The following is a 24,970-nucleotide window of genomic DNA, read 5'->3' on the forward strand; positions in this document are numbered from 1 at the left end:
TTGCACCGTTATAGAAGCTGGTATCAACGTAAAAGTCCGGTGTTGTGCCGCTGTAGTCAACTGCACGGATTTCATTGCCGTTGCGCAAGTACCTGATGGTGCCGTTACTCACCTCCAGAGACAGGGTGTCCCCAACCGCAACACTGCCGCTTCCAAAATTGCCTCTGTAGGTACCACTTTCATAGATGTAGAGAGTGGTGTTGACGATATAAAAGGCGTAATCAATATCGGTGTAGCTCGCCGAGCTTTCAGTGTTGCCCAGCCCAAACATGTTGTAAGTGCCCAGCGCATCAACATGGAAATTCAGACGGTAGTTATCCGTGAAACCATAGCTGGAGAACCGCGCTGAGTTTGCTTGATACCCCCAGCTTCCGCCGTTGGCCGACAGAACACCGTTCGAGAAACTGGCTCCTGTTAGAACTGGCCAGTCGGTCACGGGCGCTTTAGAGCGAGATTCCAACTCGTCAGAGAGACCGTCGTTGTCTTTGTCGATATCGCTGTTGTCACCAACGCCATCACCATCGGAGTCTTTCGATTCGTTGGGGTCAGATGGAAATTCGTCGCTGTTGTCGCCGACACCATCACCATCAGAGTCCGTGGTTTCCGTTGCATCCAATGGGAAGGCGTCGTTTTCGTCTAGAACGCCGTCATTGTCATCGTCATCGTCCTGAGAGTTACCGATACCATCGCCATCAGTGTCGTATTGCTCGTTAGGGTCAAGTGGTCGCCAGTCTTCATCATCGTTAACACCGTCACCATCATCATCGTTGTCGGCGTTATTCCCAATACCATCACCATCTGTGTCTACGGACTCAGTTGCATCTTTCGGGAAAGCATCTTCCTCGTCTGGAACCCCATCATTGTCATCGTCGGTGTCGATGTCATCGAGAATGCCATCACCGTCTGTGTCTCTGGTGACGGATTCAACGAGGGTTTTCATATCCAGAATGCCGCCTGTTACTGTTAAACCAGACCAGGCTGAAACTGGGCGGGCGGTGTCCATCACCAGCTGTTTAATTTCGCGATAAGTCATGCTTGGGTCTAACGCCCAAGCCAGTGCGACTGCACCCGTGACCACAGGGGTGGCCTGTGACGTGCCGCTGAACCCGGAATAGCCACCAGAGGAATTTGCCGTGTTAAATTCGGTGGGCGCTGCAATATCAACACTCACTGCACCGTAATTGGAATAGCTAATACGACCTTCACTTTGGTTAGATGCAGCAATACTCAGGATATTTTCGTTGTCGTAAGAGGCAGGGTAGACGGGGCTGTTATCAATGTTGCTGTTAAAGTTGTGCGAAGCAATCACCATAAGGTGATCATCACTTTCAATTTCGGTAATCAGATCTTTGAAAGCCTGACTGTAGTCGCCGCGTATGCCCCAACTGTGGTTTGAAATCCGAGAACCTTTGTCCGTGGCATAGCGAAGAGATGCCATCGCGTCAGATACTGCGGCAGAAAAACTCAATGGACCACCTGTATCCATCAATTGACACTTCCAGGCACTACCAACATAACCAATGCCGTTGTTGCCTTCACCACAAATGGTGCCGGCTACTGGGGTGCCATGACCGCCAAAGACCTGATTGGTACGACCGTTGATATCATCGACAATACCGTTACCGTCATCATCGACGCCATTGCCGGCAATTTCATCCGGGTTAACCCAGAAGTTATTACGAAGATCTTCGTGACTGCGCAAGATACCCTGATCGTACACGGCGACAGGGCCAATAGCAGAAGCGTCGGTCGTGGTTTCCCATGCTTCATAAGCGCGCAGTTGATTGAGCCACCATGCAGTACCATTGCTGATCCCTGCATTTGATTCGTTTGGTGCCAGGGCCCACTCAATCAGGTAATCAGGCTCCGCAAAAGCCACGTTAGCGTGAGCATTTGATGCTTCGAGTGCTTGGGCAAACGTCAGCTCTTTAGGGATCTCGTATACATGAACCGCTGTGGATCGGTTAGCTGGGTCAATACTGCGTAGATGGGAAAAACCTATGTCTTCCAGCGCGGTTAAAGGCTCCGCACTCTCAGTGATTCGAACGGTCAGCACATCGGGTACATGCTTTGATTCAACCATTCGCGCAAAAGTCGGCAACAGAATGGGGTTACGTCCCTGGCTGACATGATAGCTTTCAAATTTTATCCAGCCCGGGGTTCTGGGCTGTGCTAGGTGAAGCGTAATTTGATTGCGCCAATATTCGCTATTTGGATAGTTTCGCAATGCCTCTTGCAACCAAGGTCTTTCCGCATTGATAGGATATTCCACCCCATTCCCAGCGAGACTTTGTTCAAATGGAATTCTTGGAATCGTTGAGTCAGCGTTTGCTGTTGAAATAGGTGATGATGGCGTGTTGAAGGATTCTAAACCATCAAAAAGATAAGCGTTGCTATTGGATGTAGGCTTGCTGAGATCATTTATCGCAATAGCGGTAAGTAAGCAAAAGGCAATGGCAGAGAGCGATACTGCCGTTTTTTTTATTACTCTTCTGAAGAGGGTGTGAGATTTCTGGTCAGTGTCTGTATGGTTATTTTTCTTTTCCACAGTAGATACCTTTTGCAAGTAATAGCTAATTGATAATTAGTTAGTTTTTGCTCTTGTGTGACCTAGTTCGATCCATTGTAGGTATGAATTTATAATTAATTAGTGATGAAATTATCCTAGTGCTAGAGATTAATTTTACCGTGTAGCAGTTTTACGACTTGGCCTGTTTATATTCTTATTGTTATTTGGGAGTTGTATCTTTAGAAAGTGCTTAATTAATGTTTTTAGTTTTGGTTCTGCTAATGCTTATCAATTATTAGATGTGCTAAAGGTGGCTGAAATTTGCTTTTATCGTTATGTGAAGATTTATCTTATTGAGGTTCACGATATTATCTAATTACCACAATATCTATCAATGCATTAAAATGCATATTGACGGGATGTGGAATAAATGTGCAAATGGAGTGAGATCATACAAAAGTATTAGTTCAAAAATCTGATGAAAAGTTGAGTTCTGACGTTTGACCATCATGTGATGGACTTCTTGTTAATGTGTTTTGTTGCACATGGCATGCTGTGTAACTTATTGATGTAAAATTGAATGGGCTTTGGTGAAGGTTAAAAATCAGTAGTTTTTAATATGGATTATCAGTCGAAACACAGTCAAACTTAATCTACAAATTTTATAATTGTTCGGTAACTTGCTGGGCGATAAAGAAAAGTGTGAATGATGAGTGCAGAATATTCAGCATTGAGTGGGTTCCTCATTCCGATCATTATGTCGATGAAAAAGTTTGAATTTGACATTGAACCCACTCTGTCTCGATTCGGTATTTTGGAAAGCGAGGCAAACAATCCAGAAGGACGAGTGTCGGTTGATCGCTTGGGCCATCTTTTCGCTTTCTGTAATAAGAAAGTTGGAGGAAGAGCATTCGGACTCGATGTTGCTCAGAACTTCCGGCTCTCCACATTACACATCTTTGGCTATGCGATTCAGTCGTCATACAGCTTGAAAGACGCCCTAGAGCAATTCGCTAAATACCGCCGTATGCTCTCAAACAGTGTTCAAATCCACACGCGTGTCGAAAATGCAAAACTCTTCATTGAATTTGATGTTGAACGTTACAAAGACAGTGGCCGACTCGCGTTAACCCCACAGCTGATCGAAGCATTGAGCATTGGGGTGATAAGTCAATCCCGAGAGATGATGAGCGGGTATATTGGTCCTATTGATATCAAGTTCTCATTTGATCCTTTTTCTGAACCCTGCCCAGAAGTGGCAAGTTATCTGTTAGAAAAGGACTGCACTGTTGAATATCAGTGCGAGAAAAATGCGATTGTGTTCGATCTCCAACTTGCCAGTCTACAGTCTCCAGGCAGTAATCCTTTGATGAACATGGTTCACACTAAGCTGCTGAATACTTTCATGGAGCGTTTTGACCGTTCCAATATCACTTATCTTGTCGAAAACAAAATTGCTGAAGAGTTACGTTATGGCAACCCTTCACAGTCCAAAATTGCAGAGGAACTGGGCTATAGCCTTCGTAACCTGCAACGACGTTTGAGAGAGCAAGGAACGAGCTTCAAAGACATTCTTGAAGAAACAAGGAAAAACCTCGCCACAACGTATATCAAGCAGCCGCAATACACGATCAGTGAAGTAGGGCATATGGTGGGCTTTTCCAACGTCGCAAACTTCAATCGTGCTTTTCGACGGTGGGAAGACTGTTCGCCAGGGGAATACCGCGAACGTTACTTTTCTAAGGGGCGGCTGACGGCATAGTGCCGTCTGCGCGAGTTATGTGTTTTCGCTGGTGTAAATAAAGAAAGGAAGCACGCTCATTTTCTTTTGCTGTCCTTCTTGTTGTTTGAGACTGGTGAACATTTCCACGGCTTTTTCAGCCACTTGATCAAAGTCGGCAGACAGCACCATGTCCACACCACCTTGAAGCAATTCTGTCTTTGCTTGCGCCGTGAGTTCTGTAGAAACGAAGAAGGGCCGCCTGTCACCGCCGTATTCAATAATGGCTCGCCGAATACCACTGGCGCCGCCACCCGCGCTGAAAATTCCAACCAAATCCGGTGTTTCACACACCAGTTTCTTAGCTGCTTCATAGGCTTGGCTGTCATCATCTGAACTGACGATGGATTCCAATATTCTGAAAGCAGGCGCTTTTTCGCGGAAGTAACTGCGGAAGCTGATTTCCCGATCTTGCTGACTGAGGTATCGGTGGCTACCAATGATGACGCCCACGGTGCCTCTGTCCCGACAGAACCGATCCATCGCCCACGCCGCTGTTCTCCCTCGTGTTCGGTTGTTGGTTCCAACAAAGCCGGCAAGATTATTTGCCGATAGATCGGAGAGTATCGCGACCACAGGTACATTCTTTTCTGCCAGCTTGTCGATGGCTTCTGCAACGAAAGGATGATCGATGGAAGTGATGGCAAGGACATCCACTTTCTTGCCGAGTTTTAGCATTCGCGCTGCAATCTTCTCCGGCTCGAGGCTGTCAAACGTTTCTATAGTCAGCTTCGAATTGGTGTTTTCCAGCTTGGCGGATTGCGCTTCAAACGCCTCACGCAGCAGGTGGGAGATGTTGCTTTGCAACAGAATGCCGCAGTGTATCGAAGGGGTTGGAGAGGCGCTTTGCGTTTCAACAAACGCAGCAGGGGGGCGCCAGCCTAACTCTTTTGCTGCCGCAATGATGCGGTTCGCTGTGGCACTTTTTACCGGTGCACGCTGGTTGATCACCCTATCTACCGTAGCGACACTCACTTTCGCATACTCAGCGATTTGCTTTATTGTGACTCGCTTTGCCAATCGCGCCCCCTGACATTGTGATTGGCGGAACGCTCGCTCCGCCTTATTTAATTATTGGCAACTTACCCATGCGCCGCCCGACGTATTTGATTCAACGGATGCTTCGATGAATCTCACGCCTTTGGCGCCATCTTCTACTGTCGGGTAGCTGAGCCAATCTTTAGGTGCCGTAACCCCGTCTTTTCTTGCGGCAACAGCCATCGAAAACTCGGTATAAAGGTTTGCCCAAGCTTCAATCAAGCCTTCAGGGAAACCACGCCCCGTGCGAACGAAGCGTTCAACAGCAGGGTAGATACCATGTCCCTGACCGCGGCTTAACACGCGGTCAGGTTCTCCATATTTGTTATATTTCAGCTGTTCGGCATTTTCCATGTCCCACTCAATGCCGCCTTCGCTACCAAAGACACGCAGACGCAATCCACCGCGGTTACCGGAAGCGATACGCGTTGCCATTAACGTTCCCGGTACATTGCCTTCGTAGCGGGTCATCATAAAAACAGTGTCTTCCAAGGGTTTTGGCGCGCCGCAGACATGCATTTCAGCGCGAAGGTCGGTCATATCCAACCCTGATACGAAAGTGGCGAGTTGGGCGGCGTGAGTGCCAATATCGCCGGTACAGCTGGTGGAGCCGGACTTCTTAGGGTCTAAGCGCCATTTAACATGCGCCGCTTCGCCAACATCATCAGGGATCATCCAATCCTGCATAAACTCAACGTGGATTTGCACGACTTTACCAATCGCACCGTTTTTTACCATTTCGCGGGCTTGTCGAATCATGGGGAAGCAGGACATGGCATAACAAACACCAAACACTTGTCCGGTAGATTCAGTTAAAGCGACTAAATCTGCAGCTTCAGAATACACATTTGTAAGCGGTTTATCACAGAGCACATCAATGCCCACATTCAGAAACGCTTCTGCTGCTTCAAAGTGAACATGGTTCGGCGTGGTGATCATCACTGCATCAATGCCATCCTCGCGCTGGGATTCTTTTTCTGCCATCTCCTGATAAGAGGAGTAGCATCTATCTTCCGGCAAAAACCATTGCGCACCTCTTGCCTTGGCTTGCTCTGGGTCAGAAGAAAGTGCGCCTGCTGCGATCTCCCATCGATCGCTCAGTCTCGCTGCCATCGCTTGCGTCACTGCAATACGTCCGCCACCTACAACGCCAATTCTCAGTCGACGCGAAAGGGCGGGGAATGTACCCTCAAAATCGATGTTTTCTGGTAATAATCGTGTTGCCATTTTGAATCCTTTTTCTGGGCTTAACGTCAGGTTTATCTTGGGATGGGATTGCCGGACGTTAGAATTTCAATCGCCATAAATATACCTGGCGTAATAGTTTCGTATTGGTGCCATGGGTAATTCAGCTCGGCATCAAACATGGGTTTGTGCGTACAACCCGGTGCCATGGTTTCTTCGAGAAACAGTGTCGATATGTCTTTTTCGCGGCACTGCTGCATTTTCCCGAACCCAACGATTTGGGTATGCACTTCCTGAGGCTCCTCGCCGCCCAAGTGCACATGGTTTTTGTGAAGTCCCACATTCAAAGGCACAGTAGACGCGTGATACATGCTGAACTGGATGTTGCCGACAGCGTTTTTCGGCGACATATAGTGTCCAACGCCTTTTAATCTTTCTTCACGACGAATCTCATAAGCCAATGGCCAAGTGCCTCTGACCTTTTCCAATAGCGCATTTTCATCTTCAAAATCATCAAAACGTTCCACCAATACACACTTTTCTACGTTGAACAGCGTGACATCGGTGGCGATGATGGACTGAAACGGTGCCAGCCACATGCCAGCCGTATATAGCTGAGATTCAGCGAGATTCAGGACGATAGTTCTTTCAGTAATGACGATTTCTGGTTCATCAACGATGTACTTCACGGTGAAAAACGGTTCCGCAAAATCCAATGTTTCAAGACTCATGGTATTCAGGCTCCGTTTTCACTTTTAGGGAAATCTTCAGGTAAAGCGCTTGGTGACTCACAGCGGCTTTGTATTTCGAAAAACTGTCCGGTTTTGGCCGACTCAAGAATGCCAAACATCACTTCACAAACATGCTGTGCAAGCTCGCCACTGGCGCGGGCTGGGCGCTGATTTTTCACCGCATAAGCCAGGTCGAGCAGGCCAAGGCCGCGGGCTTCTTGATTAAAACCGTGGGTGTTTTCAGCCACTGACCAAAATTCAAGGTTAGGTGTGCGAGGGCGATAAACCCAACGGGCGGTTTCCCGAGTTTTGTAGAGCACCTGACCGCCAAAAATATTGAAGCCGTCAGTGGGGTCTGGGTCGTTGATGCAAAGTGTCCCGTTTTCGCCGTAAATTTCCATACGCGGCGTTTGTGAATCCCACACATCGAAACTTGCCATTAATGAGCCCTGAACGCCGGATTCAAACTCCAGAAGGGCGTTGATGTGGGTATCAACATTAACAGGAATTTTTTCGCCAGCTCGGGGCTTTGATTCAATCAAACGCTCATCCAGCGTCTTTTTGGCCAAACCACAAACGCGGGTGATTGGACCAAGAAGAGCAACCATGGCTGTCAGGTAATAAGGCCCCAGATCCAATAGAGGGCCACCGCCATTTTGATAGTAAAAGTCCGGGTTAGGGTGGTGACGCTCGACGCCTCGGGTCGGTACAAACGCCATCACTCCGGTGGGCGTACCAATCACACCTTGGTCCATCAGCTTTTTACAAGTCTGGAGTCTTCCACCAAGGAAGGTGTCTGGTGCATTGCCCACGTAAAGGCCTTTTGCCTTTGCGAGGGCGAGAATTTCTTCTCCATCCGCTAAATCAGTCACGAACGGTTTTTCAGAGTAAACGTGTTTTCCAGCGTTCAATGCGGCGATAGAGATCTGCGCATGAGCGGCGGGAATCGTAAGATTCAATACACAGTCAATAGAAGGGTCATTAATGATTTCATCAGGCGTGCAGACACGCGGGATGTTGTAGGCTTCGGCTTTTTGTTTTGATTCTTCGATGTTCAGGCTGGCACAAGCGACAATGTCGATGAAGTTAAATGCCTGACACGTTGTCAGATACTTATCACTGATGACGCCACATCCGATTAAGCCGATTCGAAACTTTTCCATCTTCGTTCTCGTTGCTGTCTTAGGATTTCTAATTACGTTGTTCACCATCCTCAAGATGCTCGAACCCAAAGCGCACAAATGGCACTCGTTTCATAGCTCTAAGAGGGAGGTGAGATAGGCACCGCAGCGATACTGCTGCCACGATGCCCGGTTTACTTCGTTGGAATTACAGCGCGTTGATTTTGTCCAGCAGACCTTCTGGCCATTGCTCAGAGTAATCAGAGTTCAGGTAAGCGCCTTGTACAGTTTCCTGGAACGCTTTCAGGTTTGGTTCGTACACTTTCAGGCCTTGATCTTTGAAGAACTGAACCAGTTCTGCTTCAAGTGCAAGCTGCTTCTGACGTGCAGATTCTGCCGCATCATCAGACGCTTTTTGCAGCGTTGCTTGCTGCTCTGGCGTGAACTTGTCCCATACTTTCTTCGAGATGGCGATATAGTTCAGGTCAACCAGGTGGCCAGTCAGGACGATTTGCTTGGTCACTTCGTAGAACTTCGCGTCTTTGTCGGTTGGCAGTGGGTTGTCTTGACCGTCAACCGCACCAGTTTGCAGCGCAGTGTAGACTTCTGCAAAAGCCATTGGTGTTGGGTTTGCGCCCAGTGCTTTGCCCAAGAACTGCCATGCGTCACTGCCTGGCATACGCAGTTTTACGCCTTTCAGATCCGCTGGGGTCGCTACTTCAAAGTCTTCACGAAGGTTAACGTGGCGACGGCCGAGGTACATCACACTCAACAGTTTCACGTTAAGGAGATCTTCTGCTTCTTCTTTCAGGTCATCCATGAAGTCTGCAGCGAACACACGCTTCTGGTGTTCTGCGTCACGGTGTACATAACCTGCCGAGAAGATGGAGAAAGCAGGAATAAACTCGGCAAGCTCCTGCGCGGAAGTGATGGTCATATCCAGGTTGCCACGGGCAATGGCTTCCAGATCGGTACCTTGTTTAAATAGTGAACTGTTCCAGTGTCCTTCGAACTCAGCAAAGTCGGAAACGGCTGGACCGAAAACTTCGGTCATCGCAACTGCGCGTTGGTCAGTCGCTGACGCGGAAGCAGACATTCTCAGTTTGGTGTCTGCTGCGTGAGCGAAAGAGGTTGCGCCCATTGCAACGACCATCGCTGCTGCTGTGAATACTTGCTTCAGTTTTGGTCGTGCCAATAGTGCTGTCGATTTCATGCTTTTTACCCCTGCATTTGTGTTGTTGGTTTGCATTCCATTCCATTTCATTATTGGTCTTGTTAATTTTGGTTAGCAAGATGTTAACAGTATTTTAAATGAGACAAATCAATCATGAAAAATGAAAGAAAAACATCATTATTTGGTGAGTGTTTAAAAATGCAGACAGGAAAATGGTTAACTAATAAATTGATTAGCAAGCCCTTGAATAGAAACTTGGACGAAAATGAATGATGTATTTATTGCTTATGTCGTTTGAAGAAATACGTCATAAAAAAGCCAAAAAATTTTTTCACCCTCATTTAAGCGCATAACGAACGCTAAATTTGACGCTGACTTTCTGCTACCCGCGTTTTGAATTGCTTAGGGGCTTGTCCAGTATGTCTTTGAAAAAACCGCGAAAAATAGCCGGGATCTTTAAACCCAAGTTGGTAGCCAATCTCTTTAGCTGACAATTGAGTGAAAACTAGCAAGCGCTTTGCCTCATCCAGTAAATGCTCGTGAACAATGGCTAACGCTTGTTGACCTGCTGCACGCTGGCAGATGCGGTTGAGCTGTCCTTGACTGAGCCCCAATGCTTCGGCGTATTGGCTGACTTGCCAGTGCTCGGTGGCATGAGTGTCAACCAAACGGACAAAGCGCTCGAACAGAGCGGTTTTTCCATCGGTATTTTCTTGAAGTTCACTGTGCTGCCGGTGCCTTGCCAGCATGACGAAGACGATTTTCAGGTAAGCACCGATGATGGAAGCCTGCCCAATCTTTGGCGTGTGGAATTCTTCAAGCAACCGTTCACCCATTCTTGTGATTTCCCCTTCATCCTTGTCGACGCCCAGAGGGATTACCATCGGCTCTCTGAACAGCTGCGCGAGCCCCTGTCTCTCGGCGTCGTTAAAAAGACTCAACATAAAGGGGTGACTAACGGAAACAATAAATCCGGTCACGCCTGGCTGATGGGCAAAGCCATGTACTTCTTTAGCGGGAATTGAGAGCACACAACGACCGGAATACTCCGCACTTTTTTCCCTGATTTGTGCATGCATCGAGCCTGACTCGAGGATCATCAACTGATGAAGATTGTCGTGACGGTGTGGATGAATTTCCCAGTTGTGCTTGGGCAAAGATTGCTCCAACCGCGCAATGTGCATGTAGTCCGGCGCTGTCTCGGGAAGCTCTTCGCCATAGAGAAAGTAGTGGGGGATATCAGCCATTCAGTACAACCTCAGGAAAACAGAATGTTAAAAATGTACAACAAAATGTAAAGAAGTTGAATTTATTGCGAGCGGAATCATGCCTATGCTGTTTTTAAAGCACACAAGGAAGGTGAGAGATGCTGGCAGTTCCCTACATGCAAATGCGCGGTGGCAGTTCTAAAGGGCTTTATTTTTTAGCCTCTAATCTGCCGAGAAATGAAGCATTACGCGATCAGGTTATTCTCGATGCAGTCGGTCGTGACGCCCGTCAGATAGACGGCCTGGGTGGAGGCCATCCGCTGACAAGCAAGGTCGCTGTTGTCTCTCGATCATCATTGCCCGATTGTGATGTCGACTATCTGTTTGTTCAGGTGGTCGTAGGAGAGAACCGGGTGGATACCTCTCCAAACTGCGGAAATATTCTCGCTGGTGTTGGTGCTTTTGCTATCGAAAACGGACTGGTAGATGCGCAAGACGGTATCACGACTGTGCGTGTGAATATGGTCAACAGCGGAAACCGCTGTGACCTCGACGTACAGACGCCGAATCAAAAAGTGCAATACGAAGGTGATGCTGCGATAGATGGGGTGCCGGGTACTGCAGCGCCTGTTATCTGCAACTACAAAGACATCGCGGGCTCGATTACTGGGAGCCTGCTTCCTACTGGAAATATCAAAGATACCTTCGATGGCGTCGAAGTCACCTGTATCGACAACGGTATGCCCGTTGTCTTGATGCGCGCTTCTGATCTGGGTGTGTCGGGTTATGAATCGGCCGACGAACTTAACGCCAACGAAACACTGAAAGCAAAAATTGAATCAATTCGTTTGCAGGCGGGTGAGGCGATGAATCTGGGGGATGTAACTGACAAAGTTGTCCCTAAGATGAGCCTGGTTGCACCACCTGTAGACAGTGGGCACATCTGCTCACGCACCTTTATCCCAAGAGTCTGCCACACCGCCATAGGTGTTCTCGGTGCTGTGTCAGTAGCAACGGCTGCTGCCATGCCTGGAAACGTGGCTGAAGGTATTGCTGAAATCCCGGCAGGAGATGTGAAGACGATTTCTGTTGAGCATCCCTCTGGTGAGTTTTCAATGACGCTAACGTTTGATGATCAAAACAACGTCACAAAAGCCGGGCTGCTGAGAACCGCTAGATTGCTCGCCAGAGGTGAGCTCTTTGTCCCTATCAACAAATAAAAACAACGAAAAGAATGAGGAGTCATGGAATGACCAAGCCAAGCTGTATGCCACCAGATAACAACACGCGAACGCCGCGTTTTGTAGCGCCGCCAAACTCGTGTGATGCACATTGTCATGTGTTCGGTCCTCACGCACAGTTTCCTTATGCGGAAACGGCGACTTATTGGCCGCCTGATGCAGGTAAAGATGCGCTGAAACGTGTTCACGACAAATTAGGTATCGAGCGTGCAGTGCTGGTTCAGGCGAGCTGCCATGGTCGCGACAACCGAGCCATGATGGATGCGATTGCATCAAGCAACGGAGCTTACCGTGGCGTTTGTATGGCGGATGACACCTTCACTGATAACGATTTTCAAGACCTGCATGAAGGCGGCGTTCGCGGCATTCGGTTTAACTTCGTGACCCATTTGGGCGGAGCGCCAAACCTGGAAATGATGGCGAGAGTGCTCGAGCGTGTGAAGCAATATGGCTGGCACTTGGTCATTCACGTGAATGCTGAGGACATCATCAAGTATGAAGATTTCTTCAACCGTATCGACATGACCATCGTGGTTGACCATATGGGTCGTGTACCTACCTCAGAAGGTGTGGGTCAGCAGGCGTATCAAATCCTGCTTGAGTTTATGCGTCGCGAAAGCTGGTGGGTGAAGGTATGTGGTTCCGAACGAATTGCAATGGCTCCTCCTTTTTACGATGCCGTGCCATATGCACAAGGCTTGGTGGAAGTGGCACCAGACCGTGTGCTCTGGGGTACCGACTATCCGCATCCTAATATTAAAAAACATATGCCTAATGATGCGGATCTGTTGGATCTCGTTCCGTTGATTGCACGCGACGAAGCCACCCAGAAAAAAATTCTGGTGGACAACCCAGCAAGACTTTACGGATTTGATGACTAAAGACGCAAGGACAGAAGTATGTCTATGAGAACGATTCAAGGCGTGGCGGTTAAACACATAGAACGCGCCGATGCCAAAGTGATTGAAGGGCTGGCCGGTTGTGGCAGTGCAACGGTACACGAAGCGCAACAACGTACAGGCAACCTAAACCATGAACTGCGTCCGATTTACAAAGGCGCACAAATTGCGGGTAGCGCAGTCACTGTGCTGGCGCAACCGGGTGATAACTGGATGGTGCATGTCGCTATCGAGCTTTGTCAGCCAGGTGATGTACTGGTGATTGCTACTACGTCGCCTTGCACTGATGGTTATTTCGGTGACTTGCTGGCGACCTCGGCACAAGCGAGAGGCGTGCAAGGACTGATCATTGATGCGGGTGTGCGTGATACCAAAGACCTGACGGAAATGAACTTCCCAGTGTGGTCAAAAGCGGTTTCCATCAAAGGTACTGTGAAAGCCACCTTGGGTTCCGTGAACGTCCCTGTGATTTGTGGCGATCAGCCAATTTATCCTGGTGATGTGATTGTGGCTGACGACGACGGTGTGTGTGTCGTACCGCGTAAAACCGCAGAAACCGTATTGGAGTCTGCTCAGGCACGCATGGAAAACGAAGAAACAAAACGCGGTATGTTGGCGCAAGGCATTCTTGGGCTCGACATGTACAACATGCGTCCAAAGTTGGAGCAATCAGGATTTCGCTACGTGGATAAGCTGGAGGATTTAGAATGAGCAAGGCACCTTTAATCATCGACTGTCACGGTCACTACACCACAGCACCGGCTGAATTGGGCGAATACCGTGAACAGCAGAAAAAAGAGCTCGCAATTGATCCTCTGTTTGATCACGTAAAAGGCATCGTAAACATTTCGGATGACCAAATCCGCGACAGCCTTGAAGGCGCACAACTGAAACTGCAAAACGAGCGCGGTACGGACGTCACCATTTTCTCGCCGCGTGCAAGCTGGATGGGGCACCACATTGGTAACCAAACCACCAGTAAATATTGGACTGAACACTGTAACGAGCTTATCTACCGTATTACTGAGCTTTATCCGCAGAATTTCATCGGTGCCGCACAATTGCCTCAGTCACCGAATGCGGATATGACAGCAAGTGCAGCCGAGCTGGAACGCACCGTCAAAGAGTTCGGATTTGTGGGTTGCAACCTTAGCCCGGACCCATCAGGCGGTTACTGGACGGCACCACCATTGGACGACAAGTTCTACTACCCAATCTACGAAAAAATGTGTGAGTTGGAAGTGCCAGCGATGATTCACGTGAGTGGCTGCTGTCACCGCTGTTTCCACACCACGGGTTCACACTATCTGGGCGCAGACACCACGGCTTTCCAACAGCTGATGATGTCGAAAACCCTGTTTAAAGATTTCCCGGATCTGAAGTTCATCATTCCACATGGTGGTGGTGCAGTGCCTTACCACTGGGGTCGCTTCCGTGGTCTGTGTGACATGATGAATCTGCCTTCGCTGACAGAAATCATCGAAAACAACATCTACTTTGATACCTGTGTTTACCATCAGGAAGGTATCGATTTGCTGTTGGAAGTGGTGCCAATCGAAAACATCCTGTTTGCATCAGAAATGATTGGTGCGGTGCGTGGTATTGACCCGATGACAGGACATTACTTCGACGATACCAAGCGCTACATCGATGGTTCTAAGCTTAACGATGAAGACAAAGCCAAAGTTTTCAACGGCAACACCCGAGATGTGTTTGCCCGTCTGGATGACAGATTGAAAGAAGTAGGATTGATCTGAGGGGGAAATGGAAATGCGTGAACACAGAGATTACGACGATATTCCCGGAACCTATGTCTTTGACGGTGAGAAGTCGAGAGCCGGGTATCACCTCAACATGTTTTGCATGTCGCTGAACAAAGCTGAGAACCGAGACCAATTCCGTGAGAGCGAAGAAGCGTATATCGACAAGTTTCCAATGACTGCAGAGCAGCGTGAAGCCGTGTTGAAGCGCGATTGGCTAGGCATGCTGCGTCTTGGCGGCAATATCTATTACACCTTTAAAATCGCGATCTTTGATGGCATGACCATGCAACATGCCGGAGCGGCAATGTCGGGCAATGGCATGACCTTCGAAGACTTCAAGCAGATGATGCTGAATGGCGGCCGCTCGATCGAAGGCAACCGCAGCAAAGCGGAATGGGCTGAGTATTACGCCAAGCCTGAGAACAAGGAGCAGTACGATGGGTAAGATTGTTGGCGGTATAGGGACTTCGCATATCCCATCGATAGGTGCAGCCATGGATAACGGCACCATGGTGGGTGAATACTGGCAGCGTTTTGTGAATGGCATTCAGCCAGTGCGTGATTGGATGGAAGAGGTGAGGCCAGACGTTTGCCTGATTGTTTACAACGATCATGCGTCGGCATTTTCGCTGGAATCTATTGCGACTTTCTCCATCGGCGTTGCACCACAGTTTAACCCTGCGGATGAAGGCTATGGTCCGCGTCAGGTGCCAGTGTGTGAAGGTAACAGCGAGCTGGCTTGGCACATTGCCGAATCACTGATTTTGGATGAGTTCGACATGACCATTGTGAATGAAATGGATGTCGACCACGGCCTCACCGTACCACTTTCCGTGGTTTACGGGCGACCAAAAGCCTGGCCTTGTCAGGTAATTCCGCTGGCGGTCAACGTGGTTCAGTATCCTCAGCCAACAGGAAACCGTTGTTACAACCTCGGTAAAGCTATTCGCAAAGCGGTGGAAAGCTTCCCGGCAGAGACCAAAGTCGCCATCTTCGGCACAGGTGGCTTATCTCACCAATTGCAAGGCGAACGTGCAGGTCTGATCAACGTCGAATACGACTGTAACTGGCTGGATCTGATGGTGAATGAACCGGAAGCAGCGAAGAAAGTTTCCCACACTGAATACCTGCGCGAAACAGGCTCAGAAGGCATTGAAGCAATTATGTGGCTGGTAATGCGTGGCGCGCTCGATGACAAGGTAGATGAAGTTTACCGATTCACCCATGCCCCAGTGTCAAACTCGCATTATGGTTTGACGATTTTAGAAAACGCAAGTGACAGGGTCACGGAAGGTACCATGTCAACAGAGCCAAACGTTTGAGGGATAAGCAATGAAAATCATTATGGTGGGTGAAGGTGCTTTCGGTCATAAGCATCTGGATGCGCTAAAGAACATTGACGATGTGGAGGTAGTGTCGATTGCCGGTGGTGTAGAGGAAAGCACCAAGGCAACGGCCGAAAAATATGGGATCGCGCACTGGACATTGGACTTACAGGAAGCGCTGGCTCAACCGGGCGTTGAAGCGGCAATTATTACGTCGCCGACACCTATTCACGCCAGACAAGCCATCGAAGTAATGAAAGCGGGCAAGCACGTCATGGTAGAAATCCCGATGGCGGATTCTCTGGCTGATGCCCAAGCCGTGTGTGATGTTCAGAAAGAAACGGGATTGGTTGCCATGGCGGGTCACACGCGCCGTTTCAACCCAAGCCATCAATATCTGAACAAGAAGTTCCGCGCGGGTGAACTGAACATTCAACAAATGGATGTGCAAACCTACTTCTTCCGTCGTAAAAACCTGAATGCTTTGGGTCAGCCGCGTAGCTGGACCGATCATCTGCTCTGGCACCACGCTTGCCACACGGTTGACCTGTTTGCTTATCAAACCGGCGAAGAGATTGTGGATGTGATGGCCATGCAAGGACCAAAACACCCAGAGCTCGGTATTGCCATGGACATGAGCATCGGCATGAAAACCACCTCTGGCGCGCTTTGTACTCTGTCGCTGTCGTTCAACAATGATGGCCCGTTGGGAACCTTCTTCCGTTACATCTGTGACAACGGCACTTACATTGCTCGTTATGACGATCTGGTAGACGGTAAAGAGAACCCGATTGATGTCAGCAAGGTTGATGTATCCATGAACGGCATCGAATTGCAGGATCGTGAGTTTATTGCCGCTATCCGCGAAGGCCGCGAGCCGAATGCCAGTGTGAACCAGGCATTGATTGCCATGAAGGTGCTGGATCGCATCGAGAAAGCACTGGGTGAGTAAATCACGCTAACCAGCAAAGAATAAGAAAAAGCAGAAGGAATGACACCTATGGAAAAGCGCAACATTGGCTCACTGGCGGTATCGCCGATTGGACTTGGCTGTATGAGCATGTCTCATGGCTATGGCCCAAGCGACGAACCGACCTCTATCCAGTTGCTCAATGAAGCGCTCGACGCAGGTTATGATTTCCTCGATACCGCCACCATGTATGGCGGCGGTAAAAACGAAGAACTGATCGCCAAGGCAGTGAAACATCGCCGCAGTGAGTACGTTCTTGCAAGCAAATGCGCGCTTTTTAAGAAAGACGGAAAACCCACCATTGATGGCAGACCGGAAACCATTCGCTCTCAGTGTGAGTCCAGCCTAAAGCGATTGGAAACCGATGTTATCGACCTGTACTACCTGCACCGACTCGATCCGAAAGTGCCCATAGAAGAGAGTGTCGGTGCGTTGGCAGAACTGGTCAAAGAGGGGAAAATCCGCGAAATCGGGCTGTCTGAAGTTTCAAGCGATACATTGCGACGCGCACATTCGATCCATCCTATTGCGGCCGTGCAGTCGGAATATTCGCTTTGGACAAGATTGCCTGAACTTAAAATGCTCGATGTTTGTGAAAAACTTGGTACCACTTTTGTGCCATTCTCGCCGCTCGGTCGTCAATTCCTGACGGGGAAAGCCCAAGAAGCCTCGTTGTTGACCGACGGCGATATTCGTACCAATAACGCAAGGCCAAGGTTTGACGCTGACGCCTTTGCAAAAAACAGCGAATTGCTGAAACCACTGGAAGATATCGCCAAAGAGCTGAACTGTTCACTGGCACAACTCGCGCTGGCTTGGGTGATTCATCAGCCCAATCGTCAGGGCAACAAAACGTTAGTCCCGATCCCTGGTACCAAACACATCGAATACATGCGGGAAAATATTGGCGCCCTCAACGTCACTATGACACCGGATGTTGTCTCGCACCTTTCTACGCTAATCCACGATGACCTTGTTGTGGGAGAGCGTTATAGCGAAGGTCAGATGAAAGTGATGGATTCGGAGCGGGATCGGGATTAACACCTAACTATCAATCCCAAGCTATCCCTTTGCCCAGAGATAATCGTCATGCCTCTCTGGGCTTTTTTGCGTCTGCTAGTCTAGGATAAATGTTAAATATAACAATAAGGATGATATATATGGGAAGCGCAGCAACAGTGCCAGAAGAGATGAAATTGAACGTGATTTGCCGATTGGAACCTGGTTGCTTAGGGCCAGAGGGCGCGAGCAAAATCGACGATTTCTGCCAATACATTCTGGATGAGATGAATGCCTTGAACTCTGGGTTTATCTCTCTTGCCGTGGTACCAAGAAACGACAAATCCTTACCGGAAATGCAATTCAATATGTCAGGAAGAAAGCTGACCCGGGATCAGGCTGGTAAGTACCTGGAGAAGTTCGACAAGAGCATTGACGATTTTGAAGGCGAACTTGAAGGGAAGCTGGAAGTGCTGATTGATAAGTTTATGGGCTATTAATGCGGATAAACGGATAGACCTAAACAAGCTGATTTGAAAGATAGGCCGCTGACGCGGCCTTTTTTATCTTCTTTCTAATTCGGCGCGGTAGCACTGAGCGCTGTCGTCATAAACAAAAGTCAGTGTGTTTTTGATGCTTTCCAGCTCATCATCCTGATAGTGCGAAACATAGAGGAGCTGACTCAGGTTTTCCCGCGCTATCAACTCCAAAGTATTCTTCATCAAGCGTCGTCCCAGATAATCCAAGCCTTGATAGGGTTCATCCAGAATCAACAAAGTGGGTTGCTTCACAATTGCGCGAGCAATTAGCAACAGTCTTTGCTGTCCGTATTCCAGCTTACGAAAAGGCGTTTTGGCATATTGGCTCATGTGGAGAATATCCAGCCATTCACGGGCGATGGTGCGTTCCTGAATGCTAGGTTGGGAATACAAGCCAATAGAGTCATAAAAACCGGAGAGAATGACATCCAATGCCGAGCAGCTAACGCGATATTGTAGGTGAAGAGCAGAAGAAACCATGCCGATATGCTTTTTAATTTCCCACACCGTTTCGCCTGAGCCACGCTTTTTGCCGAAGATGTGAATGTCGTTGCTGTAGCATTGCGGATGATCGCCAAAGATCATACCCAGAATGGTGCTTTTTCCGCAGCCATTTGGGCCTTTAACTTGCCAATGCTCGCCTTTATCAATTCGCCAGTTCACGCCGGTGAAAATGGTTTTCTCTGTGTATTCAACTTTGCCATCTCTCAATTCGAAAATCGGGTTTTCAAATTGTGTGGCGTGCTGATAACGACGGATAAGCGTCATCATCTCTTCACTCTGTTGTTCAGACTGCGCGGCGATTTGCTGAATGATGGGATGATTGTCCCATCCTGCTTTGTCTATCAGTTCTACCAATTTTCCACGCTCAAACATGGCGACATGGTCAACCCAATCGGGAAGGTCTTCTTCCCGCGCAAATACCACCATCATCTGAACAGAGTTCGAGAGCTTTTCCAGATAGTCAGCAAGTGATTGACGGTGGGCAATATCCAAGCCGGCAAAAGGGTTGTCTAGCACCACAAAGTCAGGTTTTTCTGCCAATGCGCGAGCCAGCATCACACGGCGGGTTTCCCCAGTGGAAAGCACGCGAAAGCCACTCTCTTTGAGATGAACGAGATCGAGATCTTCAATCAATTGATGGGTCAGGGCCACGTCTTCGCATTGTTCGAAAATCAGGTCATAGACGCTGGTGCCGTTATCTATACGGTCAAGAAAGTCAGTGTCATCTTTGGCGCGCTCTTCCTCTAGCAGTTTTTGCTGTTCGACTAGCGAAACCTGCGCAATTTTCCCATCGCCGATTTCCAACTCGCCTTCGAATTCGATGGTTCCGCACAACACGCCACCCAGAAGAGAGCCAATGTCACCTTCCGTACTGAAAACCGCCCATGATTCGTTGTTGGCAATCGTCCAGTTCTCGATGTGAAGCGCAGACGTTGAGCTTTGTGAGGTGAGCTGCTTGAAGTTGATATCCATATCGTTTCGTTTGTGGTTGTTTCGTCAGCAAGTAGGGGAGTTATAGCAAGTTTATAAATCCCTGTAAGTATTTAATGTTTTGAATTTAATAAATTAGTTCTTCATGTTTCCTCCAAATGGGCCACTGGTGGGGCACGAGCAAAATTTCTTGTTCAACTATTCAACCTGATTTTGGGGAGTTTAGGGCGTGAACTTGCCATAGACTTCCAGCACACATGTTCAGTGTAAATGGCGTAAGGTTCAGCTACTCAGGCACACCTATCTTTAATAACACCACATCACACGGTGGGCCAATCAGAGAGGGTAAATACGTACGAATATCCTACATTGGCAATGACATTATAAAGCTGGAGTTAAGGCAGTAACTCAGCGGGTAGGACAGCAATTGAAAACGTTCTTAAAGTACCTGTTACTCGTCTTCCTTTATCCTCATGGCGGTTGATAGTCACCTAAGAAAGAACCCAGATGCCACTTATGAGCTGAGAGGTCGGTACCTACCATCTCCGGATAGAAAAACATATCTTGTGATACAAGATGACAACGGAGGCATGTGTGGTCCTCTAATCGTCAACGGGAAGGAATGGCCCCACGGACCTTATCAGAAAGCGGAAGTTATGCCTGGGGACGTAACCATTGAATGTGGTTCTAGGATTGCCGTTAACGTTAAAAAGGGGACGACGTATTACTTTGACTATTGGGGTCCTTGAAAAAAGAGCAGCACTATATCGCCCTATCCATCTCATCATGCAACCACCTCATTTCTTTGAACAAAATCTCCTCACTCAACACTTGATGCGATCAAAATCAAGTCTCGCTTTATACACTTTGTGGTACATTCCCGCCAAAAGTTTTAGACAGTGATGGCGTGTTGCGTGCCGATAAGCGAAGGGCGGTGGCCTACACCGGATTTTCCCAACTCAGTTCGCATAAAAGTGACTGTGCTACTTTGGCTTACGCAATCTCAGTTAGGTGTATGACGCCGGATTAAGGGGCGTCTTCTCATCAGGTGCTTCAATAAAGCAAGTTACCGACAGTTTTCTTTGCACCTTTCTAAATGTGTTCCAAATCGCTACCCCAAGACTAATCTCAGGAAATATAGAACTATGAGTAAAGTATCGTTTGGTAGTCGCTGGTATAAATTTGATTTTCATACTCATACCCCAGCCTCTTCCGATTACAAAAAGCCTGGCGAAAATGAAAGCGACTGGCTGAAGGCGTTGATGCTGGAAAAGATAGATTGTGTGGCTATTACAGACCATGTGTCTGGTGATTGGATTGATCGCTTAAAAACAACCTATGCTGAACTCGATCAAACCGCCGAATGGTATCGTCCACTTTATCTGTTTCCTGGTTGTGAAATCACAGTAAGTACTGCGCAATCTCGTGTACATGTTTTGGCAATTTTTGACCCTTCCTGTAACTCTGCAAAGATATCAGCCGTATTGGGGCAATGTGGTATTACAGAAGGGCATGGTGATGCAGAAGAAACCTGTGCAACGGAGTCAGTAGATAAAGTTATATCTATTATAAAAAATGCGGAAGGGGTGGCTATACCTGCACATATCGATGGTCCTAAGGGGCTGTTAAATGGAATAAGAAATACAAATCATGAAATTAATTCTTGGCTTAATAAAATTGAAGCAGCTGAATTTGTGAATTTGACCTTCCTTGATGCGGTTAACCCCGAGTTATCAAAAGCGGCGGAGCACTTAGCTCGACTTCAAGGTTCTGATGCTCATGAATGTAGTCGCTTAGGTAAAAGATACTCGTGGATTAAAATGAGCAATCCATCAATAGATGGACTTAAGCTTGCTCTCCATGATCATGACTTTTGTGTTGATAACAGCACAGATGATCCTAATTCCACCCCTGACATATTCTTAAAAAGTCTAAATGTATCTCAGATGATACATTGCGGCCGCATTCCGGGTCAGCCTGCAGTATTTAATCTACATCCTCTCTTTAATGCTGTTATTGGTGGGCGTGGTTCAGGTAAGTCTACGTTCATTGAGTCGGTACGATTGGCATTAGGACGTGAAAATGAAGTGTCGGACCTAGTTCAGATTTATGATGATGTTTGCTCTTTCAAGAATGGAGTAACCAAAGCTGATACCGAGATTTGTGTTGAGTTACAACGAAGAAATGAGTTGTACCAATCGATTTGGAAACATAATACCGCGCCCTATATCAATAAATGGCAAGAAAATTCTTGGTCTCTCGATAACGGGAAGCCGGAAGAGCGTTTTCATGTAAGCTTATATAGTCAAAAACAGATTAATGCGCTAGCAAGCAATACCAATAGTTTATTGGAGATTATTGACCGCTCTAAAGAAGTTAATTACTCAGCTTGGAAATATCAGTTTGATGCTGAACTGAACAAGTTTTTAGGCCTTTGTCAGGAAGTGCGACAGCAACAAGAGCGCTTAAATAACAAAGGGACTCTTGAGTCTCAAAAGGATGATTTAAATAGCGATATAGAAAGTTTCGAGAATGGCGGTCATAAAGATATATTTAACGCGTATCAAAAACTTTCAACTGAAAAGCAGAAGGTTGATAAAGCTGCAGACACAGCTGGACTGATTGAGTCTATAGACAGCTTATTATCTGAAGAGTTTGCAGAACTCATCTTGGTAGAGGAAGGTATTGATAAATCCTTTTATATCAATGAATTAGAGGAAATACAGGCGAAATTTAAAGGTGATTTAGTTTCTGTTCAAACTGAATTGGCAAAGATAAAAAAATCAATAATCAAAGCTGAACAAGATCGAGAAAAAGCAATTAGTGAGTCAAGTTGGTACAAAACTGGTGTAGAAACTACGCAAAAATATGAGCAATTAGTACAAGAATATGCTGATAGGGGAGAAGAGTTAGATCCCGAGCAGTACGAAGGTTGGCTTGCTCAACGAAATGAGATTAACACTCAACTTGAAAACTTGGAAAAAATACAAACTAACTTAACAAGTAAAGAAAAGCAGCGTGATTCATCTCTCAAGAAGCTGTATGTTCTAAGGCGAAGACTACAGATAAAGCGGAAGAATTTTATTCAAAAAGTAATTGGTGGTAATCGCTATGTGAAAATGAAAATTTTACCATTTGCGAATAAAAGTAAAATCGAAAAAAAATTAAGAGAGCATATTGGAGTTGAGAGTAGTTTTGCCACTTCTATCTACCAAGATGATCAAGCCAATAGCTTGCTGTTTCAATTACTTTCAAGAGAGTTAACTCTGAAAGGCATTGCGAATGAGGTTCACAAGTTAAAGGATGCGATCCTAGCCTTAGCCTCTGGAGAAGATGTCGCAACGTTTCGAGTTGATAACCGCTTGAAGACTTCACTTGCACAGAAGCGTTCACAACAGCCTGAAGTTTTTGATCGCTTGATGGCTTGGTGGCCTGACGATCAACTTGTTGTAGAGTACGCAAAGGACATTGAAAAAGGTAAGTTTGAAAATATTGAAAAAGGTTCAGCAGGACAAAAAGCTGCTGCTATTCTCGCTTTCTTACTCAGCCATGGTGATAATCCTATTATTGTCGATCAGCCTGAAGATGATCTAGATAATGCACTAATTTATCAGCTTATTGTGTCTCAAATACATGAAAATAAAAAGCGTAGACAAATAATTATGGTGACACATAATCCTAACATTGTCGTAAATGGCGATGCTGAGTTTGTCAATGTCCTTCATTTTCACGCAGGGCAAGTGCAAGTAATGGAAGCTGGCGGTTTGTGTGAACAAACAGTACGCGATCATGTTTGTAATATTATGGAAGGTGGAGCCGCTGCATTTGATAAGCGTTATCGTAGGTTGAGAAGTATATAGATTTAATCACAAGGATAATAGGGTCTATGGCATACATATGACCCCTAAAAACACCTGCTTATTCTGATATTAGCCATGCATCCATCAGATTTTATTATTGATTTAGCAATTCAGTAATGGGTATGGCTAACTCGTTTCTGTCCATTTCCAGTTTACAGCGCCTCCCTCAAGGCGCTCATACAAAATTAAGCAGCACTATCCGTCAGCGCCGCCATCGCATCATCATAACCTGCCCAGCTATCCACGCCAGCCGCTTCCAGGGCAGACAATGTTGCATCCCTCGCTTGCACCAGCGCGGTAAAGTCATCCTTCGGCTTAAATGCCACATCTTGCCAATCGCTGATTAGCTTGAAGAGATACAGGTGCTCGACGGCGTAGTCGTTGAGTATCTGTGATTTCTGGCCGTCTGTTTTCAATGAAGTCATCGATCGCCGACTTAAGGAATGCTTGTCGTATTCATCAAGGCGGCGGATGTCGTTCGCAGTTTTTGTCCTGAAAATCGGCTTTTTGAACAATGATGCCAAGAAAGGATCTAGTCTGAGGTGTCTACTAAAGAAAGTTTAATAAAAGGCGGGAAAACATGAATTTAAATCAAGTGACATTGGCAGTACATGACATGGAATCTGCGGTCGCATTCTATAAAAAGCTCGGTCTTATTCAGATTGTTAGTGCTGATCACTACGCACGCTTTTCTTTCCCAGAAGGTGATGCAAGCTTCTCTATTTTCCTCGATCCTGGAAAAGAAGGAGTGATAAGTCGTGGCGTGGTTTACTTTGAACATGAAAAGCTTGATGAGCTCGTCGAACGGCTAAAAGGCGAGGGCATTGAATTCGACCAAGAGCCAACGATGAAGCCGTATCTCTGGAAAGAAGCGGCGCTAAGAGACCCATCAGGCAACGAAATTAAACTGTATTGGGCGGGAGAGAATCGCCTGAATCCACCTTGGAAAATTGATTAAAGAAATGCTCAGGCACCACTTTTGAGATTTCCTAATCATAGGGATTTAAAAGTCATTTCAATGGTGTAGGTTGTTTGGGTATATCAATACTGTTCGCGCTGCGAAGACCTCTTCCAGTGCTAGGGGCTGTTGACCTTTGGTGGTTAAATTTTGTTCTAGCTATAAGCGTTTTAGGCGCGGCGAGGTGTGTGCAGCCTAGTCATTCTAAGCAAATACACCTCAACAAAGCATAAAAC

The 24,970-nt window shown here is 47.2% G+C and carries 21 protein-coding genes; 12 read left to right on the forward strand and 9 right to left on the reverse strand.

Annotated features, from left to right (window positions below; all coding sequences use genetic code 11):
* Window positions 1–2,548: S8 family serine peptidase (locus D515_RS25055; protein WP_152442432.1), on the reverse strand; the 2,548-nt coding region annotated here is incomplete at its 3' end.
* Window positions 2,549–3,215: 667 nt separating this feature from the next.
* On the opposite strand from D515_RS25055, the gene D515_RS23545 reads away from it, so the two are divergent.
* Complete coding sequence (locus tag D515_RS23545) at window positions 3,216–4,271, forward strand: AraC family transcriptional regulator (protein ID WP_002542346.1); 1,056 nt, start codon at window positions 3,216–3,218, stop codon at window positions 4,269–4,271.
* A gap of 15 nt (window positions 4,272–4,286) precedes the next feature.
* Here D515_RS23545 and D515_RS23550 read toward each other — a convergent pair whose 3' ends face one another.
* The 6 genes from D515_RS23550 to D515_RS23575 all read right to left on the reverse strand — a co-directional run bounded on the left by D515_RS23550 (window position 4,287) and on the right by D515_RS23575 (window position 10,785).
* Window positions 4,287–5,309 (reverse strand): LacI family DNA-binding transcriptional regulator, encoded by a 1,023-nt coding sequence (locus D515_RS23550; RefSeq protein ID WP_039850615.1) that lies wholly within the window; start codon window positions 5,307–5,309, stop codon window positions 4,287–4,289.
* A 51-nt stretch (window positions 5,310–5,360) separates the two neighbouring features.
* Complete coding sequence (locus D515_RS23555; protein WP_002542349.1) at window positions 5,361–6,554, reverse strand: Gfo/Idh/MocA family protein; 1,194 nt, start codon at window positions 6,552–6,554, stop codon at window positions 5,361–5,363.
* 32 nt (window positions 6,555–6,586) lie between these two features.
* Window positions 6,587–7,243: a hypothetical protein gene (locus D515_RS23560; protein WP_002542350.1), complete on the reverse strand. Its 657-nt coding sequence runs from the start codon at window positions 7,241–7,243 to the stop codon at window positions 6,587–6,589.
* Between the two features lie 5 nt (window positions 7,244–7,248).
* The gene (locus D515_RS23565; RefSeq protein WP_002542351.1) at window positions 7,249–8,406 is read right to left on the reverse strand and encodes a Gfo/Idh/MocA family protein; all 1,158 of its coding nucleotides are present in this window, start codon (window positions 8,404–8,406) and stop codon (window positions 7,249–7,251) included.
* 166 nt (window positions 8,407–8,572) lie between these two features.
* Window positions 8,573–9,577: a sialic acid TRAP transporter substrate-binding protein SiaP gene (locus D515_RS23570; RefSeq protein ID WP_039850618.1), complete on the reverse strand. Its 1,005-nt coding sequence runs from the start codon at window positions 9,575–9,577 to the stop codon at window positions 8,573–8,575.
* Window positions 9,578–9,897: 320 nt separating this feature from the next.
* On the reverse strand, window positions 9,898–10,785 hold the full coding sequence (locus tag D515_RS23575; RefSeq protein WP_002542353.1) for a helix-turn-helix domain-containing protein: 888 nt from the start codon (window positions 10,783–10,785) through the stop codon (window positions 9,898–9,900).
* Between the two features lie 119 nt (window positions 10,786–10,904).
* On the opposite strand from D515_RS23575, the gene D515_RS23580 reads away from it, so the two are divergent.
* The 9 genes from D515_RS23580 to D515_RS23620 all read left to right on the forward strand — a co-directional run bounded on the left by D515_RS23580 (window position 10,905) and on the right by D515_RS23620 (window position 18,443).
* Complete coding sequence (locus D515_RS23580; protein WP_002542354.1) at window positions 10,905–11,966, forward strand: 4-oxalomesaconate tautomerase; 1,062 nt, start codon at window positions 10,905–10,907, stop codon at window positions 11,964–11,966.
* Window positions 11,967–11,995: 29 nt separating this feature from the next.
* Entirely contained in the window at window positions 11,996–12,868 is an 873-nt protein-coding gene (locus D515_RS23585) for an amidohydrolase family protein (protein WP_002542356.1), read from the forward strand.
* A gap of 18 nt (window positions 12,869–12,886) precedes the next feature.
* Window positions 12,887–13,597 (forward strand): 4-carboxy-4-hydroxy-2-oxoadipate aldolase/oxaloacetate decarboxylase, encoded by a 711-nt coding sequence (locus D515_RS23590; protein WP_002542357.1) that lies wholly within the window; start codon window positions 12,887–12,889, stop codon window positions 13,595–13,597.
* A complete protein-coding gene (locus tag D515_RS23595; protein WP_002542358.1) occupies window positions 13,594–14,643 on the forward strand; it encodes an amidohydrolase family protein in 1,050 nt (349 codons plus the stop codon). The genes D515_RS23590 and D515_RS23595 overlap by 4 nt, the downstream gene beginning before the upstream one ends.
* 13 nt (window positions 14,644–14,656) lie before the next feature.
* Window positions 14,657–15,094, forward strand: coding sequence for a protocatechuate 4,5-dioxygenase subunit alpha (gene ligA / locus D515_RS23600; protein ID WP_039850619.1), 438 nt, complete (start codon window positions 14,657–14,659; stop codon window positions 15,092–15,094).
* A complete protein-coding gene (locus D515_RS23605) occupies window positions 15,087–15,971 on the forward strand; it encodes a class III extradiol dioxygenase subunit beta (protein ID WP_002542360.1) in 885 nt (294 codons plus the stop codon). Before ligA ends, D515_RS23605 begins: the two co-directional genes overlap by 8 nt.
* Window positions 15,972–15,981: 10 nt before the next feature.
* Window positions 15,982–16,926 carry a Gfo/Idh/MocA family oxidoreductase gene (locus tag D515_RS23610; protein ID WP_002542361.1) on the forward strand — a complete coding sequence of 315 codons (945 nt, stop codon included), beginning with the start codon at window positions 15,982–15,984 and terminating at the stop codon, window positions 16,924–16,926.
* A 48-nt stretch (window positions 16,927–16,974) separates the two neighbouring features.
* Entirely contained in the window at window positions 16,975–17,985 is a 1,011-nt protein-coding gene (locus D515_RS23615) for an aldo/keto reductase (protein WP_002542362.1), read from the forward strand.
* 119 nt (window positions 17,986–18,104) lie between these two features.
* A complete protein-coding gene (locus D515_RS23620) occupies window positions 18,105–18,443 on the forward strand; it encodes a hypothetical protein (protein WP_002542363.1) in 339 nt (112 codons plus the stop codon).
* Window positions 18,444–18,506: 63 nt separating this feature from the next.
* Here the strand turns inward: D515_RS23620 and modF are convergent, their stop codons facing one another.
* Window positions 18,507–19,958, reverse strand: a complete 1,452-nt coding sequence (gene modF / locus D515_RS23625) for a molybdate ABC transporter ATP-binding protein ModF (protein WP_002542364.1) — start codon at window positions 19,956–19,958, stop codon at window positions 18,507–18,509.
* A 1,103-nt stretch (window positions 19,959–21,061) separates the two neighbouring features.
* On the opposite strand from modF, the gene D515_RS23635 reads away from it, so the two are divergent.
* Window positions 21,062–23,776, forward strand: coding sequence for a TrlF family AAA-like ATPase (locus D515_RS23635; protein ID WP_002542365.1), 2,715 nt, complete (start codon window positions 21,062–21,064; stop codon window positions 23,774–23,776).
* Between the two features lie 185 nt (window positions 23,777–23,961).
* Here D515_RS23635 and D515_RS23640 read toward each other — a convergent pair whose 3' ends face one another.
* Window positions 23,962–24,201: a hypothetical protein gene (locus D515_RS23640; protein ID WP_002542366.1), complete on the reverse strand. Its 240-nt coding sequence runs from the start codon at window positions 24,199–24,201 to the stop codon at window positions 23,962–23,964.
* Between the two features lie 155 nt (window positions 24,202–24,356).
* Here D515_RS23640 and D515_RS23645 point away from each other — a divergent pair, with 155 nt between their 5' ends.
* Complete coding sequence (locus tag D515_RS23645) at window positions 24,357–24,734, forward strand: VOC family protein (RefSeq protein WP_002542367.1); 378 nt, start codon at window positions 24,357–24,359, stop codon at window positions 24,732–24,734.
* Window positions 24,735–24,970 lie beyond the last annotated feature (236 nt).

The sequence above is a fragment of the Grimontia indica genome, from assembly GCF_000333895.2.
GTDB lineage: Bacteria > Pseudomonadota > Gammaproteobacteria > Enterobacterales > Vibrionaceae > Enterovibrio > Enterovibrio indicus.

Coding starts and splice junctions, on each gene's coding strand:
- D515_RS23555 (WP_002542349.1), bottom strand. CDS start 6,554: ATGGCAACACGATTATTACCAGAAAACATCGATTTTGAGGGTACATTC.
- D515_RS23580 (WP_002542354.1), top strand. CDS start 10,905: ATGCTGGCAGTTCCCTACATGCAAATGCGCGGTGGCAGTTCTAAAGGG.
- D515_RS23575 (WP_002542353.1), bottom strand. CDS start 10,785: ATGGCTGATATCCCCCACTACTTTCTCTATGGCGAAGAGCTTCCCGAG.
- D515_RS23615 (WP_002542362.1), top strand. CDS start 16,975: ATGGAAAAGCGCAACATTGGCTCACTGGCGGTATCGCCGATTGGACTT.
- D515_RS23605 (WP_002542360.1), top strand. CDS start 15,087: ATGGGTAAGATTGTTGGCGGTATAGGGACTTCGCATATCCCATCGATA.
- D515_RS23645 (WP_002542367.1), top strand. CDS start 24,357: ATGAATTTAAATCAAGTGACATTGGCAGTACATGACATGGAATCTGCG.
- D515_RS23620 (WP_002542363.1), top strand. CDS start 18,105: ATGGGAAGCGCAGCAACAGTGCCAGAAGAGATGAAATTGAACGTGATT.
- D515_RS23635 (WP_002542365.1), top strand. CDS start 21,062: ATGAGTAAAGTATCGTTTGGTAGTCGCTGGTATAAATTTGATTTTCAT.
- D515_RS23565 (WP_002542351.1), bottom strand. CDS start 8,406: ATGGAAAAGTTTCGAATCGGCTTAATCGGATGTGGCGTCATCAGTGAT.
- D515_RS23590 (WP_002542357.1), top strand. CDS start 12,887: ATGTCTATGAGAACGATTCAAGGCGTGGCGGTTAAACACATAGAACGC.
- D515_RS23560 (WP_002542350.1), bottom strand. CDS start 7,243: ATGAGTCTTGAAACATTGGATTTTGCGGAACCGTTTTTCACCGTGAAG.
- D515_RS23585 (WP_002542356.1), top strand. CDS start 11,996: ATGACCAAGCCAAGCTGTATGCCACCAGATAACAACACGCGAACGCCG.
- ligA (WP_039850619.1), top strand. CDS start 14,657: ATGCGTGAACACAGAGATTACGACGATATTCCCGGAACCTATGTCTTT.
- D515_RS23595 (WP_002542358.1), top strand. CDS start 13,594: ATGAGCAAGGCACCTTTAATCATCGACTGTCACGGTCACTACACCACA.
- D515_RS23640 (WP_002542366.1), bottom strand. CDS start 24,201: ATGACTTCATTGAAAACAGACGGCCAGAAATCACAGATACTCAACGAC.
- D515_RS23610 (WP_002542361.1), top strand. CDS start 15,982: ATGAAAATCATTATGGTGGGTGAAGGTGCTTTCGGTCATAAGCATCTG.
- modF (WP_002542364.1), bottom strand. CDS start 19,958: ATGGATATCAACTTCAAGCAGCTCACCTCACAAAGCTCAACGTCTGCG.
- D515_RS23545 (WP_002542346.1), top strand. CDS start 3,216: ATGATGAGTGCAGAATATTCAGCATTGAGTGGGTTCCTCATTCCGATC.
- D515_RS23570 (WP_039850618.1), bottom strand. CDS start 9,577: ATGAAATCGACAGCACTATTGGCACGACCAAAACTGAAGCAAGTATTC.